Genomic DNA, 16785 nt, shown 5'->3' with positions numbered 1-16785 from the left:
GCTGAGAGGACTGGAAGTTTATCCCAATACGAGGCTTCAGATCTTTGACCGGTACGGAAAGATCTTCGTGGACAGGATGATCGAATCGAGCTTCAGTTGGGACGGGAAATACAATAACCAGCCGCTTCCAAGTGGTAGTTATTGGTATATACTTATTCTTGAATCGGGAGAGAAGTTGAGTGGAAGTGTGAATATCAGGAATTATTAAATTAAAATTGTTTCATCGCAAAAAACTGCCTCAAAGGGACGGTCTTTATTTTTTAATTTTGTTGTTTTTCAAATTGTTACTTAACTCTTCAGAATCAATTTCAGGTGTAATAACTGTGACAGAGTGTTATGCTTTTTCGTGAATTAAAAATTTAAAGCAGTGTTAAAGGTTTAATTTATTGGGAAATTAAACCATTTCACTCAGTATTTGCTGAATGTCTGCATGTGCAAATAATGTTTTGGAATCGCTCATCGCATAAGGCAAAATCAATCTTCCGTTAAATACCAAAGCACCACATGAATACAAGACATTGGGTACATATCCGAAACTTTCCTCGCCAACGGGCTCCAACAACGGCTGTTTCAATCTTCCTAAGACTTTATCTGGATTTTTTTTGTCGAGTAGTATTGCGCCGATACAATACCTGCGCATTGCCCCGACGCCGTGTGTAAGCACCAGCCAGCCTTCGTCCAATTCAATCGGCGAACCACAATTTCCAATTTGTACAAATTCCCATGCGTAGGTGGGCTTGGCAAGTGGTATTGCCTCTTTCCAATAAAGCGGGTCATCTGAAGCCATGAGGTAAATGGTTTCATTATCCTGTCTTCCCAGCATCATATAATTTCCGTCGATTTTTTTTGGGAACAAAGCCATTCCTTTATTTTTAGCTTTCGGACCGCTGAGGCTTGAAACTTTGAAATGTAGAAAGTCTTTGGTTTCAAGTAGTTCAGGAACGACTTTTCTGCCGTTGTATGCTGTAAAAGTTGCATAATATTTAAAATCGCCATTGTCTTCTTCAAACCTTACAAAACGTGCATCTTCGATTCCATTGGTCTGGCTGGGAGACATCGGATAAATTACCCTTTCAGAAATATCTTGATCACCCGAAAAAGCCATATCGTAATTGGAAAGTGCCAGATTTCTGATGTTGTTGATGGTATCCTCAACTATCATTGGACTGATTTTCATAGAAGTTTTTTGATGGATTTCCAGTAGTGAATTTAATTCCTCAAAAGAAAATTCATCGGATAATGTTTTGAATATTAATTCGCTTATTTCATTGTTTAATCCCGTACCATTTAAATTTCTGATAAATCTATTTTTCTCGTAAGGACGGTTCAAGGTTTTTTCAGGTTCCATGATAAATGGCTGCGGTTCTTTGATGGAAATTTCAAAATTTTCGTCAATGGTTCCTTCACGAAAAACGACGGAAGAAATATGACCTTCGCCAACTGCTCTTAAACTCAAAATGAAATTTAAACTTTTATCATTTAAATTTTTATTAGGATTAATAACAATCGAAGGATTGAAAAGGGCAGTAGATTCCAACGCATAAAATTGACTGAAATATGCACCGATAATCAATTTTACGTCATCATCGATTTGCATATTTGTTGGGATTCTGTGTTGAACATGTCCAAAATGCCTCAGAAAAATTTCTTCAATGTCTTTATGAAAATGCTTATATTTTTGAAAAACCCGGCGGTACATATCGTCAGTATGTTTTCGGTCAGTTGAAAGTATGCGAAGCAAAATGTGCTCAACCTGGTCGGGATTTCCGGGAACAAATGGTCTTAACAACCAACGTTTTGCAGAGGGTTTGATTCTGATTTTGGATTTTTCAACTTTCATAAGCACCAATTTAATGTTTAAATTATTAAAATTAACCACAACTAAAAGTGAAGTTTAATTTTTAACAGAGAGCAAAGCCATGAAATTGTGGATTCTGCGCCTTGGTTTTTATTAATTCCGCTGATATGCAAACCGTCTCTGCAGCCGCCTGTAGAAAAATCATACAGAGAAACACCATGTGAATTGTCTCCTAAAAACCAATCGAAAGCTTTCTTTGCATAGTGGTTATATTTATTATGGTTGGTGATCTTTGCAGCTGTTAAACAAGCATCTATCATTCCGTGTGCTTCTAATGGTTGTTGATCGAATTGATTTTTCTGACCTATTGAAAACCATCCATCATTTCCAACGGGAGAAAAATATTCATTTTCAAACTGATGCCCGATTAGCCAATCCAAAAGCTGAATTCCTTTGTTAATTAATTTGTTGTCATTCAATAAATAACCAGAACAAAGCATCGCTTCAGGGATTCTGCTGTTTCCATACGTGACCAAATCGTTAAACCATGGCCACTCCGTATTTTCCGAATTACTTTCAAAATAATTTAACAATCGCTGTGATTGTGTTCTGAGTAATTCAAAAATATTTTTATTGTCAGAATGTTTACTCAGATAGTCACCGACGCCCAAAAGTCCGTAAGAAATCGCACGCGGATGTGTAAGATGATGAATGATATTAATACTGTTATGAAACAAAGTTTCGACATGACCTAAAATATTTGAATTATATGTATGGGCTAAAACAGCTCCCAAAGCCCAAACCGTTCTGCCTTGGCTATCTTCTGAACCTTCAGTTTCAAGCCATTTTCTTTCATAACTCATAAAATTTCTGAAACGACCAGCTTCGGGATTGTAAGCATGGTCAATAAAAGAAAGGTAAGTATTACATATATGGTTGACCTTTTCATTTTCGCCTAACTTTTTTTTTAAAAGCATTGTCAGAAACAATGCACGAGCATTATCATCTATACAATAACCGTGATTTCGGTTGGGAATGTGAAAACGCGCGTGCTGCAGGATTCCCGTGTCATCAGTCAAGTTGAATAAATGATTTAAATTGAGTTCCGGAAAAACAGGAGATTTCTCATTTAATTCTGGAATTTTATAAAATTTGGCATTTTGAGGTTCTGTTTGTTGGATAAGAGAAATGTATTGCTTTCCAATATTTTCCCAGAGAAACTGCTTTGAATATTCACAAGCTTTGTTTTGATATTGTTTTAATTTTTCTTCATCCGAAAGCAAATCCGTCACAATTGCGGAAAGTTTTTCCGAATCATGGAAATCGAAAAAGATACCACGTTCATCAGTCAAGGCTTCTTCCGCATGCCAAAACGGGGTGGAGACCATCGCATTACAAGCGCCCATTGCATAAACCAAAGTTCCGGAAGTGATTTGTTTTTTTGATAAATAAGGAATGACATAAATATCGGATGATTGCAAAAAGCTGAACAATTCTTCATTGGAAACAAATCGGTCAATGAAAATTATATTTTTTTCGAGTTTTAATTTATTGGTCAGCATTATCAAAGAATTGCGGTAATCTTCTCCTTCATTTTTGACAACATGCGGATGGGAAGCACCCAAAACGATGTAAATCGTATCTGGATGTTTTTCCATGATTTTTGGTAAAGATTCGATAACGGTCTCAATACCTTTATTCTTCGAAAGCAAACCGAAAGTCAGAAGTACTTTTTTTCCTTCAATTCCCAATTCTTTTTTATAGCATTTGGTTTTGAACTTTTTGATGTTGTGTATGCCGTGTCCAATGATTTCAATTTTCTCATTTTCAACATCATAAATTTCCTTCAGCATTTTTTTTCCTCTTTCTGACATCACAATCACTTTTGATGAATGCTGGGCAATTTCTTGCATAATTTCTTTTTGTTCATTCGAGGGCGTATCGAGAACTGTGTGAAGCGTCGTGAAAATAGGAACATTAATTCTTTTTAAAAGTTGTAACACAAACCTTCCATATTCGCCTCCATAGATTCCATATTCATGTTGTAAATAAACAGCATCTAGCTGATTGGAATTGATGAAATCTGCAGCAGAAATATAATCTCTGATGATATTTTGTCGGATTTGAAATTTGACCTCCGAAGGATAGGTATATCCGGTTTCTGAATCATTCATGGCAATGACCCAAGCATCTGTTTCATCTTCTGAAATATGTTGACGTAAATCTGAAGAAAATGTAGCGATTCCACATTTACGTGGCAAATAAGAACCTATAATTGCAACTTTATTTTTCATCTTTTTGAATTTAGAAATTATTAAATTCTCCTGTCGAGAACACTCAATGAATTGTATGCAGGTTAGGAAAGAAACAAATTCATTTAAGTTGAATCCCCGATGTGGTTCATCAGATATAATTTTTCAAAAGAAATGAAAAAGAGGTGGTGGTTGGCACTTAATTTTGGAGTAAAATTTTTAACCATATCAATAGTGTTTAATTAATCCTAAAAAATGCACTCATAATAAATTCTATAAAACAAATACTTTACCAAAAAATAGGATTGCAAAAAAAACTTTGAAAAGGTTTTTTCTTGTCATAAAACTGTTTGATTACAAACTACCTATAAGATTAAAAAAAATAGAAATAAAAAAAGCAAGCAACTGATTTATGATTAATAATTTATACATACAAAGCATAACGCTATATATTTTGTAGCATTTACTTTATTGAAATAAAAAAGGAGTGATTTCTATAAAAGAAATAGTTTTAGAAGTATTGTTTATTGTAGGAGATTAAAAATTTACTTAACTAAAAAGATAATTTTTTAATTAACAAGATAAATTTAAAAACATATTTTTGAGATAATATTAAAAACCTATAACAACAATAACTTTTATGGCAAATAAGGATCGTACCTATAACAAAAAAATTAGAATATTATCACTTGATGGCGGGGGAATCAGGGGAATTATCACTTGTATCATACTTCGTTATATAGAAGAGCAATTACAAAAATATGATGATCCTAATGCTAAGTTGGGAGATTATTTTGATTTGATTTCCGGAAGCAGTACCGGCGGTTTGATTGCGTCGATCTTGTTGGTTCCCAACAGTCAGAAAAAAGCTAAATACTCTATCGAAAAGGCATTGGAACTTTATGCTGAAAAAGGAGAAAGCATATTTAACGTCAAGCTGTGGCAAAAGATCATTAATCCTTTTGGTGTCTTGGATGAACGCATTTCGGAAAAGGAATTGGAAAAGCAGCTGAATGAGTTTTTCGGAAACCTTAAGTTAAGTGAATTTATAAAACCATGTTTGATTACATCTTATGATACGGAAAACCGGAGAGCAAAACTTTTCAATACCTTAGACGGAGAAGATTTGGTGGATAACTTCTATGTAAAGGATGTCTGCAGGGCGACCTCTGCTGCACCCACTTATTTCGAGCCGGCCTATATCACATCTCTGTACGGACAAACCTATACATTGATAGACGGTGGGGTATATGCTAATAATCCCACTTTATGTGCCTATGCGGAAGCCCGAAAAATACCGTTTGCAAAAGTTTTGAAAGATGAATTAAAGCCGGATTATCCGATTGTCAATGAAATGATTATCATTTCCATAGGAACCGGTACTGTCCTGAAGCCCTATTCTCATAGGGAACTTAAGAATGCAGGGAAAATAAAGTGGATACAGCCTTTGATTGATATGCTCCTGTCGGCAAATGCTGAAACGGTTGATTATCAAATACTTCAGATGTATGAAACGCTTGGCGTGAGAAACAAACTGAATTATCATCGTATAAATCCTGCTCTGAAAAATGCTTCTTCTGAAATGGATAATGCTTCAAAAAAGAATATAGAAGCACTCATTCAGGCAGGACTGGCTTACATCGATGATAATCGTGAAGAATTAAATACCATTGTCAAAAAACTTATCTCTCATAAATGATCCATTTTTAAAAAAATAGCTACTTTAGTCATTACCTAAATAACCAACTTAATAATATGGGACAAAGAAGTTTTGTAAACTCGAGAGAGATAAACAGTCCTTTTGGGAAAGAAAGTATTTTTCATAATTACTATGACGACCCGATTGGGTTTACATTTTATGAAGGCGAAACACCTGAGGAAGACCAATATACATACACTATTATAGCTTTGGAATCAGGTTTGGAAGTATTTGAAAAATACAAATCAGACCAATATCAACCCAAGTCAAAAGAGATTTACATCTTTGTTGAAAAGCAAAATAGCGGAAAAAATAACTTGTTCGGTACAGCTTGTCGGGTTAAAATGGGCGATGAAAGGAGGGAATTGATGTGGAAGCTTTATGATAAAAAAACACAAATCTCCGTAAATGACGATACCAATCTTGCCGGGAGTATAGAACAGTGGGCAGAAGATATTTCTTACTTCAAAAGAGAAACAGACGAGGCTATTGATAAAGATGTTTTGGCTCATGCTGTAAAACTTGAGCTGAGCAATAAAACCGATGCCAATAAAATATTTCAAACATTATTTGGACTGAATGACAAACTCGCTGATTGGATTCGATCAGGCGTTGAAGCTATGGACGGTTGGAAACTGACCGAAGAAAACTACGATTTTGAGAAATATGGTGAAAAACTGAAACCCATTATTCCGGTCAATTTCTTCAGCCAGGCACCTGATTATCTTTATACAGGGAATCAAAACAAAAAAATCATCAAAGATTCCGGGTTAAATGCTCTAACACAGCTCTCCGACAATTTAGACCAGATTATCTTTACAAAAGCATATGTGCTTGTAAAAATAACTCCCGGATTTCATGATAACGTTGCCTATGGTGTTGTTTGGTTTATTAAAGAATTTTTAGAAGAGAGTCTTCCCGAAAATCTAAAAACACTTTTAAAAAAGATAAAAACCATATTTGCCCAAGCCAAACAGTTCATCCAAAAAATAGGAAAGGAACTGCAAAAAATGGCAGCAGTGTACAATGCTTTCCTGTGCGGACTGGTAAACGGTTTGATTTCACTGCTTCAAATGGTCGTTTGGTTGGTGGCTTTTGTAATTGATAATATTCCATTCCTGGAACTTGAAAATTTATCCAAAGAAAAGCTGACCGAATATGAAGAAAAACTTGAGTTTGTAGAAGATTTGATTGACCTCATCCGGGAAAACATTTCCGGTGTTTTTGAGGGCTTATTGGCAAGCTTAGATACTTTGGGTGAAGACATACAAGCATTTGCCCTGGTTGTGGGGCGAAAAATCAAAAATCTTTCACGGTACTGGTGGGCGTTCATCATCGGCGCAGTAGCTTTTGAGTTGATCATCGATGCAGTTTTTGCTTTCTTTACAGGTGGTACTTCATTGATCGCAAGTATATCACGTGTTTCCACGCAATTGGCTAAAAAAGGAATAAAAGTAGCGGAAACCACGGTAAAAAACATTGCGTCTTCTGCGAGCTCACTTTATACTTCTGTCAAAGCATTTTTTCGGGAAATCATAGAAGCCATAAAAAGCGGGAAATTTATAGATTATCTCAAGAAAAAGTTCTTTGAAATAACAGGAGATGTACAAGGATTACGCAAAATGGCGCTAAGTAAATGGTTGAAGAAATTTGACAAAAGTTTTTTTGCGCATATAGATGGTGAGGCAGGAATAAGAGAATATAGAAGCCACAATGTTAATTTAACCTTTGAATATTTGGAAGGACAAGGTGGTCACAATGCAAATGTGTTAAGCAAAAGCATCCGTCGGAGACCTTACACTAAATTTGATCCCGATCCGCCGATAGACGATTTGCCATTTAAAGCGGAGATTGATGTACTCTACAGAGGATACTGGCTTCCCAAAAACCAAACTTCTTCTATATTTCCTAAAAACTGGAAATTAGACCGCATACAGGAAGAAATTGCTTATGTTTATGAGAATACTGTTGCGAAAGGGGTAGGATTAAATCCTGATTCAGCAGGCAAAAGATTTAAGCAATATAAATTCAAGGACTCATCTAACAAATTTGATATAATAATTGAAATAGATGATTCGGGAAATATAATGAATTCGTATCCAAAATAATTTAAAAAAACAAATTAAAATGAAATATAGCTTTAATAAATATGACTGGGATGGCACCACAGTACTTGGAATAGAAATAGAAAATACTATAAGAAATATGGGTGGTTGGGATTGGACAGCTACCAAAGCACAGGAAATCATAGACGGTGTAAAATCTACGATAGATACAGATGTAGAGTATCAATGGGCAAATGAAGATGTGTTTTTGGTAAGTCATCCAACAGAAGGTGTTATTTTTTGGGATTTAATGAAAACAAGAGGTCAAGGGAGTGGTGTGAGAACAACACAAGATTTGGTTTTGCCATACGAAGAGTTTATTGCTTTTATGGAAGACTTTAAGAAGTTTATAGAAGAAAACAGTTGAGAAAACAGTCCGTTCTTTGAAATAATGAAATAAACCTTATACCGTATTTGATCCCGATCCGCCGATAGACGATTTGCCATTTAAAGCTGAAATAGATGTTAAATACCGTAGCGAGTGGTTACCCAAAAAGCAAACTTCTTCTATGTTCCCTAAGAACTGGAAATTAGACCGCATACAGGAAGAAATTGCTTATGTGTATGAAAATACTGTTGCGAAGGGAATTGGGCAATTAGAAAAAAAACCTACGGACTTATTTAATAAATTTATTGGAGAGTCCTCAAACGGTTTTGACATATTAGTTGAAGTTGACGATGTGGGAAATATTATGAACGCATACCCATATTTAAGATAATAATTGAAAAAATAATTGAAATGAAATATACATTTTTTATACAAAAAATATCAAAATCAACAATTTATTCTGTAAGAATAGAAGATGCAGAATTTTATGTCCTTGGTAATCTTACTGATATTTCTTGGATACCCGCCAAAGCACAGGAAATCATAGACGGTGTAAAATCTACGATAGATACAGATGTAGAGTATCAATGGGCAAATGAAGATGTGTTTTTGGTAAGTCATCCAACAGAAGGTGTTATTTTTTGGGATTTAATGAAAACAAGAGGTCAAGGGAGTGGTGTGAGAACAACACAAGATTTGGTTTTGCCACACGAAGAGTTTATTACTTTTATGGAAGACTTCAAGAAGTTTATAGAAGAAAACAATTGAGTTTTAAAACCGCTTAAAATAGGGCGGTTTGTCTATTTTTTAAACAATTCAAATACAAAATAAAATTTTAAATATTATGAAAAAAAGCAAATATCATTTCTTGGGGATTTTTATTCTTTTTCAGTTGTTGTTTTGGGACAAACAAAATTCATGGAAGAAAGAGCAATTCCATTGAAATCAAATAATTTATGGGGATGGGCAGATATTTATAACGCAAAAGAGATTGTTGAGCCAAAATACGATTCGGTTTTTTATTACTACAAAAAAGGATTCATAGTAATAAAAAACAAAAAATCAGGCGTTATTGAATGTGATAATTACAATCAGTGCAATCAAATTTTAGAACCTCTATATGATGATATAAATTATTATCCCCGTCACGGCTATGTTACAACAATTAATGACAAAAAAGGATTTATAAATAAAGAAAAATCAATTTTAATTGATAATTTATATGACAAAATTATACTTGTTGATGAGTTTATTTATGTAATAAACAATGAAAAATTTAAAAGTGGAGTATATAGCATGGAGGACAAGAAGCAAATAATATCATCAAATTACGAAATCATTTCTATTGAATATGAACATTTTTGGAAAGATAGGACTGAAGATAAAGAAAAAGCATTCATTAAGTTTGATATATTTTCAGGATAAAAACAATAAGCTTTATTATTTAAGCAAAAACTATCAACTTTCGGAAATTAAGAGGAAATCTAATTTGAATATAGATGAAATACAAGCAAAGATAAAAGATATTAGCCTAAAAGAAAGTAAAACAAAAGACAGCATAATAATAGCCTCTAATAAATATAATTATTGCAACAGATACGAGGAAGGAAAAAAAATAAAGTGAAAGGCATAAAATATTATGCAACAAATAATTGCATTCAAAGATATTTAATAATTAGCAATAAAGAGAAAACAAAATTTTGCTTATTAAACTTCAATGATTCTATCATTTTACAGTCAGAATTTGACGAAACTTTTATTAAAAGATGACCAAGGTAGAAATATTTTTACCATTTCAACAAGAAATGATGATTATGGAAAAATCTATTTTTGGGCTTTAGATGTGGGCGAACCGAGAAGAGAATTTGTAGCCGATTCTTTAGAAGAATTTTTCGGAGTTGATTCGTTTGAATAAAAAATATTTGAGAAATGAATAATACAGGAAAAACAATTATTTTAATTTTGTTGTTTGGGATATTTACAGAAGTTCGCGCTCAACAATCAGAAGAATGCAACCAAGTTTTAAAAGATAAAATCAAAATTAGTTGGAACAATGATCCCAGAGAAAAACTATATGAATTTACAAAATGTGGTATAGACTCAATTGATATAAACACTTACTATACAAAGTTGATTGCTAAGTTCTGGATAGAAAACCCACATGATTCTACAAGTGTTTCAGAGCTTAATATGCGTGATATATATGAAGATTTCCTTTCCTATAAGGAAACTTCTGAATTCAGCAAGCTCAAAGAAATAACAATCATTTCAAAGAAGCTCGCTTCAACTATAGTAAATCTTGAGGAGTGGGATGAATTTGAGCCATTGCTGTTAAAAGTCGAAATACCCAAAATTTATGTTGATAAATTCTTTGAGTATATTCAAGAGTTTGATTTATCTGAGTATACTTATACTCAAGCATTTGAAAAATTCATGAATAGTCATTGAAGAAAAATTAATCTCTCACAAATAATAACTATATGGAAACAAAATTAGGTTTTACAAAAATGAATATTTCTGAATTCAGAACTTATATTTCTCAGCTCAGAATAGCACGGACCATTCTAACTATCCAGCAACATCACACCTATATTCCTTCCTATATTCATTTCAAAGGAAATAACCATTTTGAGTTACAAAGGGGAATGAAAAATACACACATCAATCAAAACGGATTGGCAGACATAGGTCAACATTTTAGCATTTTCCCTGATGGGGAAATTCTTACGGGACGTTCTTTGGAAAAATCACCTGCCTGTATTTATGGGAATAATGCCAATTCCATCTGTATTGAAAATGTAGGATATTTCGACAAAGGCCATGATGAAATGACAGATGCCCAAAAAGAAGCAGTTATCGTGGTAACTGCCGCTCTATGTGAAAAGTTTAATTTCACACCTGATACTAATAAAATAGTATATCATCATTGGTTTAATTTAGCAACAGGAAAAAGAAATAACGGTTCGGGAAATAATAAATCATGTCCCGGAACTAACTTTTTTGACGGGAATAAAGTAGAAGATTGCGAAAAGAATTTTATACCACTTGTCAAAAAAGCTATTGAAAAAGAAGAGGAAATAATTTCTGTAATAAGATATGCTTATGTAACGGCTTCAACACTTAATATAAGAATCGGAGCTGGAACAAGGTATGCTTTGGCAACTGACCGTTCTGCCGCCCTGTTCGGTGCTATTTTAAGAGTTTATCAGGAAAAAGACGGGTGGTATAAGATTTCTTCATCTGCCAGTCATTGGGTTTCCGTTAAATATACCAAAGAGGTAAGACGAGCTATTGTTAATACAGATGATCTAAATATAAGATCCGGAATCGGTACCAAATTTCCTATCGTTGCAAAATTAATGAAAGGACAAGAAGTATTTGTCTATGAAGAAAAATCAGGTTGGGTAAAAATTGATCTGGAGCAAAAATGGGTAAATAAGAAGTATATTTCCGAGTAATTTTTACTCTCGAATTTTAGAAAAGAACTGATATTCCTATATTCTTTGCAATTCACCTGCTGTTTGTAATGCTGTGATATAAGGATTTTGAGAAGCAAGAACCGAAAACATAGCACCCAAATTCATTTTCTGGTTTCGGAATTTCGTTCCTTCTTCGCGTGGAATGGAAAAAGGATATTCCTTTTCCTCTTTTTCTAGTATTTTTCCTGACATATTTATAGAAATCCTCCTCCTTTTGTATGCATGCCATAAACTTACAACAGAATGAACAAAAATTAATAAAGCGTCTTTATTATTTCACCGGAATTTTTCTGAAACATATATAAGATGATTAATTGTGAGATTCATAGATAAAGAAAGGCACAAAAAATGTCACGAAATAATAAAAAATAGAAATAAAAAAAGCAATCAGCTGATTAACAGATGATTGCTTTTATATAGTGGTAGACCCACAGGGACTCGAACCCCGAATATCGGTACCAAAAACCGGTGTGTTACCATTACACCATGGGTCTTCCTTAAATTGCGAGTGCAAATATAATCAAATTATTTATCTGCACAAAAAATAATATTACTTTTTTCTTATTCCCACTCGATTGTTGCGGGTGGTTTAGAGCTTATGTCGTAAGCTACACGGTTTATTCCTTTGACTTCGTTGATGATACGGCTTGAAACGGTTTCTAAAAATTCGTAAGGTAATTTTGACCAAGTTGCCGTCATAAAGTCAATTGTATTAGCCGAACGAACCACTGCGGTGTATTCGTAAGTCCTTTCGTCCCCCATTACCCCTACGGATTTTACCGGTAAAAGCACAACGAATGCCTGACTTACCTCATCATATAAATTGTTTTTGTAAAGTTCTTGGATGAAAATATCATCGGCTTCTTGCAGTATTTCTACTTTTTCTTCATCTACTTCTCCTAAAATACGAATTCCCAATCCTGGTCCCGGAAACGGATGACGATAAACCAATTCTCTGGCTATTCCCAATTCAACGCCCACTTTTCTTACTTCGTCTTTGAATAATTCACGCAAAGGTTCCAGCAATTTTAATTTCATCGTTTCCGGTAATCCTCCTACGTTGTGGTGTGACTTGATGGTCGCTGAGGGACCTTTTACCGATTGTGATTCAATTACATCCGGATAAATTGTTCCCTGTGCTAAAAAGGATGCATCATCAAATTTTGTTGATTCATCATTGAAAACTTCTACAAATTCACGTCCGATGATTTTTCTTTTTTCTTCAGGGTCAGAAATTCCTTTTAATTTAGACATGAATTGTTCGCGCGCATCTACCATTTTGATGTTCATGTGGAAATGTTTTCCGTAATTTTCCATGACTTTTTTTCCTTCATCTTTACGCAACAATCCAGTATCGACAAAAATACAAGTCAATTGATCGCCGATGGCTTTGTGAATCAAAACCGCTGCTACAGAAGAATCAACGCCTCCCGAAAGACCTAAAATGACACGTTGGTTACCTACTATATCTTTAATTCTTTGAATTTCATTTTCGATAAAATCAGTCAATGCCCAATTCTTTTCTGCTTCACAAATGTTGAATACGAAATTTTTGAGCAACTGGGCTCCGAATTCTGTATGAGAAACTTCAGGATGGAACTGAACGGCATAAATTTTTCTTTCTTCATTTGCCATCGAAGCGATTACATTTTCAGATTTTCCGGCGATTTCAAACCCTTCCGGTAACTGATAAACTTCATCGAAATGACTCATCCAAACTGTAGATTTCGCAGGAATTTCATTCAATAAATCATTTGATTTTAAAATATTTAATTCTGCTTTTCCGTATTCGCCTTTTACTCCTTTTTTTACTTCACCACCGAGCAAATGCGCTGTGAGCTGCATTCCGTAGCAAATTCCTAAAACAGGAACGCCTAATTCAAATAATTCTTTATCAACTAAGTGTGCTTCCGATCCGAAAACGGAAGATGGCCCGCCGGAAAGGATAATTCCTTTTGGATTGTGGTTTTTGATTTCTTCAAGTGAAGCATTGAAAGGGAGAATTTCTGCATATACTCCAAATTCCCTAACTCTTCGTGCAATCAGCTGGTTGTACTGAGAGCCGAAGTCTAAAATGATGATTCCGTTTGTCATTGTGTGAAGTTTGCGCAAAAATACGAGTCAATTGCGAATTTTCAATCACGAATTTCAATTAAAATAGGTGGAATCTGAATTTATTTCACCAATTCTTCTATGTCTTTGTCTCCATCCAAATTTCTCATTTGACGTTCCACCCATTTCGCACGTTTGCTGACATAACCACTTGGTGGATTTACTTTATATTTTTTTGGATTGGGAAGATTAACGACAATTCTTGCTGCTTCATTTTTCGTAAGATTGGAAGCAGGCTTTTTAAAATAACGCTGAGAAGCTGCTTCGATGCCAAAAGTTCCGATTCCTGTTTCAGAGACATTGAGGTACATTTCGAGAATTCTTTCTTTACTCCAAACTAACTCAATCATAAAAGTGAAATATGCTTCCAACCCTTTACGGAACCAGCTCCTGCCTTGCCATAGAAATACATTTTTTGCAACTTGCTGTGAAATGGTGCTCGCGCCACGCACTTTTTTTCCTTCTTTTTTCTCGTTAAATTCTAGTGCTTTTTCTATGCTTTTTTTATCGAATCCGTTGTGGGTTGCAAACAATTGATCTTCTGAAGCAATGGCGGCGAGTTTGGCACTTTTAGGCATTTCATCATAAGAAATATAATCACGTGCGAGCCCGCGTCCTTCTATCAAACTACCGATTTGAGTAACTGTTATAGGCGGATTTACCCATTTCAAAATAACGATGTAAGCCAATTGTGCAATAAAGAGGATAATAAATGTTCTTTTGATGATTTTCCAGACTTTTTTCATCTTAAAAAATTGAGTTTCGAAATGCGAAGTTCGGGATTTTTTTTGAGTTGAAATTTCGTTAAAGAAGATTAGGAAATGAACTTTCTGTTGAGCAAACCTGCTTTCAAAGCAGATTAAGTTTTCATTTATTTCTAAATAAATTCAAATTTGCAAATCAATAATATTTTAAATTTACTAAATTCGCAATCCATTAAAAAAAATAATATGAAAGAAATCGTAGAAAAAATCAATTCAGAATTTGAAGCATTTAAAGCTGATGCAGAATTACAATCAGAAAAAGGAAACAAAGCAGCTGGTACTCGTGCTCGTAAATCTTCTTTGGCTATTGAGAAATTACTAAAAGAATTTAGAAAAGTTTCTTTAGACGAATCTAAAAAATAATCATTAAACTCCCTTCGGGGAGTTTTTTTTAGTTTTGAAAACTGATTCAACTAATTCATCAGCAATGATTTCTAACTTTAATTAAGTTATTCATAATTAAATCAATAATTTATTTTGCTCCCTAATCAAAATATTTCATAATTGTCAAGAATTCTAAACTCAAGCAGAATTCTTATTTTTGCACCAAATAAATTGATTCAATGGCATTCCATTCGCTGCAGGTAGCATCCGTACGAAATTTAACTCCCGATTCTGTCCAGATAACTTTTGACGTTCCAGACCATTTGAAACCTGAATTTAATTTTGTTTCAGGGCAATACATTACTTTAGATATCAACGGTTTAAGACGAGATTATTCCCTTTGTTCAAGCCCGTTGGATGAAGAATGGAGCATCGGCGTGAAAGCAATGTCAGAAGGAAATATTTCTAAATATTTAACCCGTGAATTGAAAATTGGCGATACTTTACAAGTTTCCACACCCAACGGAAGATTTGGAATACCCACCAAACCTAACGAAAAAAGAACTTTGCTTGCATTTGCAGCCGGAAGTGGAATCACGCCCATTTTGAGCATCATTAAATACTCTTTACAAACCGAAGAATGGGTAAATTTCTATTTATTTTACTCTAATAAAAGTCCGGAATCGGTCATGTTTCTTGAAGAAATGAAAGCTTTAAAGGAACAATATCCCAACAATTTTCATCCGCATTTGTTTTATACACAGCATAAACTGGAAGATTGGTTGTTTGAAGGAAGGCTAGACAAACATAAATTTGAATTGATTTTAAATCAATTGGTTGACATTAATGAAGTGGATGAAGCCATGGTTTGCGGTCCGAATGAAATGATTAAGGAAATTTCACAGGAAATCTTCAATGCCGGAATTCCTAAAAAACACATTCATTTTGAAATGTTTACTCCAGACGAAAATCCTTTTGAATTTTTGGTAGAGGAACCAAGTGCACCCGATGAGGTGGAAGTTACAGTAGAACTTGACGGAGAAGTGAGCACCATCACTTGGCACAAAGAAAAAAACCTGATTGATGCAATGATCGACGAAGATGTGGATGCGCCTTATTCTTGTAAAGGAGGCGTTTGCAGCAGTTGTTTATGTAAGTTGGAAGAAGGGGAAGTGCAACTCGCAGATAATTTCGTTTTGACAGATTCCGACATCGAAGAAGGATTAATTCTTGCCTGTATTTCTCGTCCGAAATCCGGAAAAATCCGAATTAATTTTGATGCCGTTTAAATCCATAGACTACCGCCAAGAGGAATTTTGGAATGTGTTTACACATGGGGTAGGGGCTTTATTGTCTTTTTTCGGTTTGTTTGTTTTGATATATTTTGCTTCCCAAAGCGGAAGTAAAATTGAATTAATTTGTGCTTCAGTTTTTGGATTGAGCATGGTTATTCTTTACCTAGCATCGACAATTTATCATGCAGTTTCAAACGAAAAAAGAAAACTCATTTTCCAAAAGCTCGATCATCTCTGCATTTATATTTTGATTGCGGGAACTTATACACCGATTGCTTTACTGGGACTAAAAGGAGCGTGGGGGTGGAGCATTTTCGGTTCTATTTGGGGCATGGCAGCCTTGGGTTTTGTTTTTAAATTTTCTCCGCTCCGCAAATCAGAAAAACTTTCGCTCATTTTGTACGCAGCCATGGGCTGGCTCATCATCATCGCTATCAAACCTTTGGTAGAAAATCTTTCTTCCGAGACGCTTTGGTTGATGGGATTAGGCGGATTGTTTTATACCGTTGGCATTTATTTTTATGTCAAAGAAAAAATACCTTATAATCATGCAATCTGGCATTTTTTTGTGCTGGCCGGAAGTACCTTTCATTATTTCGGAATTTTGTTGTATTTTATATAAACTTCGA

Annotated in this window: 18 protein-coding genes and 1 tRNA gene; 13 read left to right on the top strand and 6 right to left on the bottom strand. The window is 34.4% G+C overall.

Annotated features, from left to right (window positions below; translation table 11 throughout):
- Nucleotides 1–208: T9SS type B sorting domain-containing protein (locus B8977_RS05050; RefSeq protein WP_159447453.1), on the top strand; the 208-nt coding region annotated here is incomplete at its 5' end.
- Nucleotides 209–394: 186 nt separating this feature from the next.
- Here B8977_RS05050 and B8977_RS05045 read toward each other — a convergent pair.
- Both B8977_RS05045 and B8977_RS05040 read right to left on the bottom strand, forming a co-directional pair.
- Nucleotides 395–1840, bottom strand: a complete 1446-nt coding sequence (locus tag B8977_RS05045) for a glycoside hydrolase family 130 protein (protein WP_143736327.1) — start codon at nucleotides 1838–1840, stop codon at nucleotides 395–397.
- 41 nt (nucleotides 1841–1881) lie between these two features.
- Nucleotides 1882–4092: a glycosyltransferase family 4 protein gene (locus B8977_RS05040; RefSeq protein ID WP_084016576.1), complete on the bottom strand. Its 2211-nt coding sequence runs from the start codon at nucleotides 4090–4092 to the stop codon at nucleotides 1882–1884.
- Between the two features lie 598 nt (nucleotides 4093–4690).
- Between B8977_RS05040 and B8977_RS05035 the strand changes: the two genes are divergently transcribed.
- From B8977_RS05035 to B8977_RS04990, 9 genes are all read left to right on the top strand, one after another.
- Entirely contained in the window at nucleotides 4691–5749 is a 1059-nt protein-coding gene (locus tag B8977_RS05035; RefSeq protein ID WP_084016575.1) for a patatin-like phospholipase family protein, read from the top strand.
- Nucleotides 5750–5805: 56 nt separating this feature from the next.
- Nucleotides 5806–7857 (top strand): phage tail family protein, encoded by a 2052-nt coding sequence (locus B8977_RS15195; RefSeq protein ID WP_245828437.1) that lies wholly within the window; start codon nucleotides 5806–5808, stop codon nucleotides 7855–7857.
- A 19-nt stretch (nucleotides 7858–7876) separates the two neighbouring features.
- The gene (locus B8977_RS05025) at nucleotides 7877–8221 is read left to right on the top strand and encodes a hypothetical protein (protein ID WP_084016574.1); all 345 of its coding nucleotides are present in this window, start codon (nucleotides 7877–7879) and stop codon (nucleotides 8219–8221) included.
- Nucleotides 8222–8294: 73 nt separating this feature from the next.
- Complete coding sequence (locus B8977_RS05020; RefSeq protein WP_262494074.1) at nucleotides 8295–8573, top strand: EndoU domain-containing protein; 279 nt, start codon at nucleotides 8295–8297, stop codon at nucleotides 8571–8573.
- 20 nt (nucleotides 8574–8593) lie between these two features.
- A complete protein-coding gene (locus B8977_RS05015) occupies nucleotides 8594–8950 on the top strand; it encodes a hypothetical protein (protein WP_084016573.1) in 357 nt (118 codons plus the stop codon).
- Nucleotides 8951–9100: 150 nt separating this feature from the next.
- Nucleotides 9101–9607, top strand: a complete 507-nt coding sequence (locus tag B8977_RS05010; RefSeq protein WP_084016572.1) for a hypothetical protein — start codon at nucleotides 9101–9103, stop codon at nucleotides 9605–9607.
- A 292-nt stretch (nucleotides 9608–9899) separates the two neighbouring features.
- Nucleotides 9900–10097, top strand: coding sequence for an SMI1/KNR4 family protein (locus B8977_RS05000; protein WP_084016570.1), 198 nt, complete (start codon nucleotides 9900–9902; stop codon nucleotides 10095–10097).
- Between the two features lie 14 nt (nucleotides 10098–10111).
- Entirely contained in the window at nucleotides 10112–10630 is a 519-nt protein-coding gene (locus tag B8977_RS04995) for a hypothetical protein (protein ID WP_084016569.1), read from the top strand.
- Between the two features lie 32 nt (nucleotides 10631–10662).
- Nucleotides 10663–11640: an N-acetylmuramoyl-L-alanine amidase gene (locus B8977_RS04990; protein WP_084016568.1), complete on the top strand. Its 978-nt coding sequence runs from the start codon at nucleotides 10663–10665 to the stop codon at nucleotides 11638–11640.
- 36 nt (nucleotides 11641–11676) lie between these two features.
- Here the strand turns inward: B8977_RS04990 and B8977_RS15075 are convergent, their stop codons facing one another.
- The 4 genes from B8977_RS15075 to mtgA form a co-directional block, all read right to left on the bottom strand.
- Nucleotides 11677–11853, bottom strand: coding sequence for a hypothetical protein (locus B8977_RS15075; RefSeq protein ID WP_159447452.1), 177 nt, complete (start codon nucleotides 11851–11853; stop codon nucleotides 11677–11679).
- 228 nt (nucleotides 11854–12081) lie between these two features.
- A tRNA-Gln gene (locus tag B8977_RS04985) sits at nucleotides 12082–12155 on the bottom strand.
- Between the two features lie 67 nt (nucleotides 12156–12222).
- Nucleotides 12223–13755, bottom strand: a complete 1533-nt coding sequence (guaA, locus tag B8977_RS04980; RefSeq protein WP_084016567.1) for a glutamine-hydrolyzing GMP synthase — start codon at nucleotides 13753–13755, stop codon at nucleotides 12223–12225.
- Nucleotides 13756–13835: 80 nt separating this feature from the next.
- Complete coding sequence (mtgA, locus tag B8977_RS04975) at nucleotides 13836–14519, bottom strand: monofunctional biosynthetic peptidoglycan transglycosylase (protein WP_084016566.1); 684 nt, start codon at nucleotides 14517–14519, stop codon at nucleotides 13836–13838.
- 204 nt (nucleotides 14520–14723) lie between these two features.
- On the opposite strand from mtgA, the gene B8977_RS04970 reads away from it, so the two are divergent.
- The 3 genes from B8977_RS04970 (at nucleotide 14724) to trhA (ending at nucleotide 16778) form a co-directional block, all read left to right on the top strand.
- On the top strand, nucleotides 14724–14900 hold the full coding sequence (locus tag B8977_RS04970; RefSeq protein WP_084016601.1) for a histone H1: 177 nt from the start codon (nucleotides 14724–14726) through the stop codon (nucleotides 14898–14900).
- 200 nt (nucleotides 14901–15100) lie between these two features.
- Nucleotides 15101–16150 carry a 2Fe-2S iron-sulfur cluster-binding protein gene (locus B8977_RS04965; RefSeq protein ID WP_084016565.1) on the top strand — a complete coding sequence of 350 codons (1050 nt, stop codon included), beginning with the start codon at nucleotides 15101–15103 and terminating at the stop codon, nucleotides 16148–16150.
- Nucleotides 16140–16778, top strand: a complete 639-nt coding sequence (gene trhA / locus B8977_RS04960) for a PAQR family membrane homeostasis protein TrhA (RefSeq protein ID WP_084016564.1) — start codon at nucleotides 16140–16142, stop codon at nucleotides 16776–16778. The genes B8977_RS04965 and trhA overlap by 11 nt, the downstream gene beginning before the upstream one ends.
- Nucleotides 16779–16785: the final 7 nt, after the last annotated feature.

The organism is Moheibacter sediminis (assembly GCF_900176425.1).
Taxonomy (GTDB): Bacteria; Bacteroidota; Bacteroidia; order Flavobacteriales; family Weeksellaceae; genus Moheibacter; species Moheibacter sediminis.
This window is presented reverse-complemented; position numbering and strand designations above follow the sequence as displayed.

Excerpts from the sequence above, each read along its gene's own strand:
- B8977_RS05015 (WP_084016573.1), top strand. The coding sequence starts at position 8,594 with ATGAAATATACATTTTTTATACAAAAAATATCAAAATCAACAATTTAT.
- B8977_RS04970 (WP_084016601.1), top strand. The coding sequence starts at position 14,724 with ATGAAAGAAATCGTAGAAAAAATCAATTCAGAATTTGAAGCATTTAAA.
- B8977_RS05010 (WP_084016572.1), top strand. The coding sequence starts at position 9,101 with ATGGAAGAAAGAGCAATTCCATTGAAATCAAATAATTTATGGGGATGG.
- guaA (WP_084016567.1), bottom strand. The coding sequence starts at position 13,755 with ATGACAAACGGAATCATCATTTTAGACTTCGGCTCTCAGTACAACCAG.
- B8977_RS04965 (WP_084016565.1), top strand. The coding sequence starts at position 15,101 with ATGGCATTCCATTCGCTGCAGGTAGCATCCGTACGAAATTTAACTCCC.
- B8977_RS05045 (WP_143736327.1), bottom strand. The coding sequence starts at position 1,840 with ATGAAAGTTGAAAAATCCAAAATCAGAATCAAACCCTCTGCAAAACGT.
- B8977_RS05000 (WP_084016570.1), top strand. The coding sequence starts at position 9,900 with ATGATTCTATCATTTTACAGTCAGAATTTGACGAAACTTTTATTAAAA.
- B8977_RS04990 (WP_084016568.1), top strand. The coding sequence starts at position 10,663 with ATGGAAACAAAATTAGGTTTTACAAAAATGAATATTTCTGAATTCAGA.
- B8977_RS04995 (WP_084016569.1), top strand. The coding sequence starts at position 10,112 with ATGAATAATACAGGAAAAACAATTATTTTAATTTTGTTGTTTGGGATA.
- mtgA (WP_084016566.1), bottom strand. The coding sequence starts at position 14,519 with ATGAAAAAAGTCTGGAAAATCATCAAAAGAACATTTATTATCCTCTTT.
- B8977_RS05025 (WP_084016574.1), top strand. The coding sequence starts at position 7,877 with ATGAAATATAGCTTTAATAAATATGACTGGGATGGCACCACAGTACTT.
- B8977_RS15195 (WP_245828437.1), top strand. The coding sequence starts at position 5,806 with ATGGGACAAAGAAGTTTTGTAAACTCGAGAGAGATAAACAGTCCTTTT.
- B8977_RS15075 (WP_159447452.1), bottom strand. The coding sequence starts at position 11,853 with ATGTCAGGAAAAATACTAGAAAAAGAGGAAAAGGAATATCCTTTTTCC.
- B8977_RS05035 (WP_084016575.1), top strand. The coding sequence starts at position 4,691 with ATGGCAAATAAGGATCGTACCTATAACAAAAAAATTAGAATATTATCA.
- trhA (WP_084016564.1), top strand. The coding sequence starts at position 16,140 with ATGCCGTTTAAATCCATAGACTACCGCCAAGAGGAATTTTGGAATGTG.
- B8977_RS05040 (WP_084016576.1), bottom strand. The coding sequence starts at position 4,092 with ATGAAAAATAAAGTTGCAATTATAGGTTCTTATTTGCCACGTAAATGT.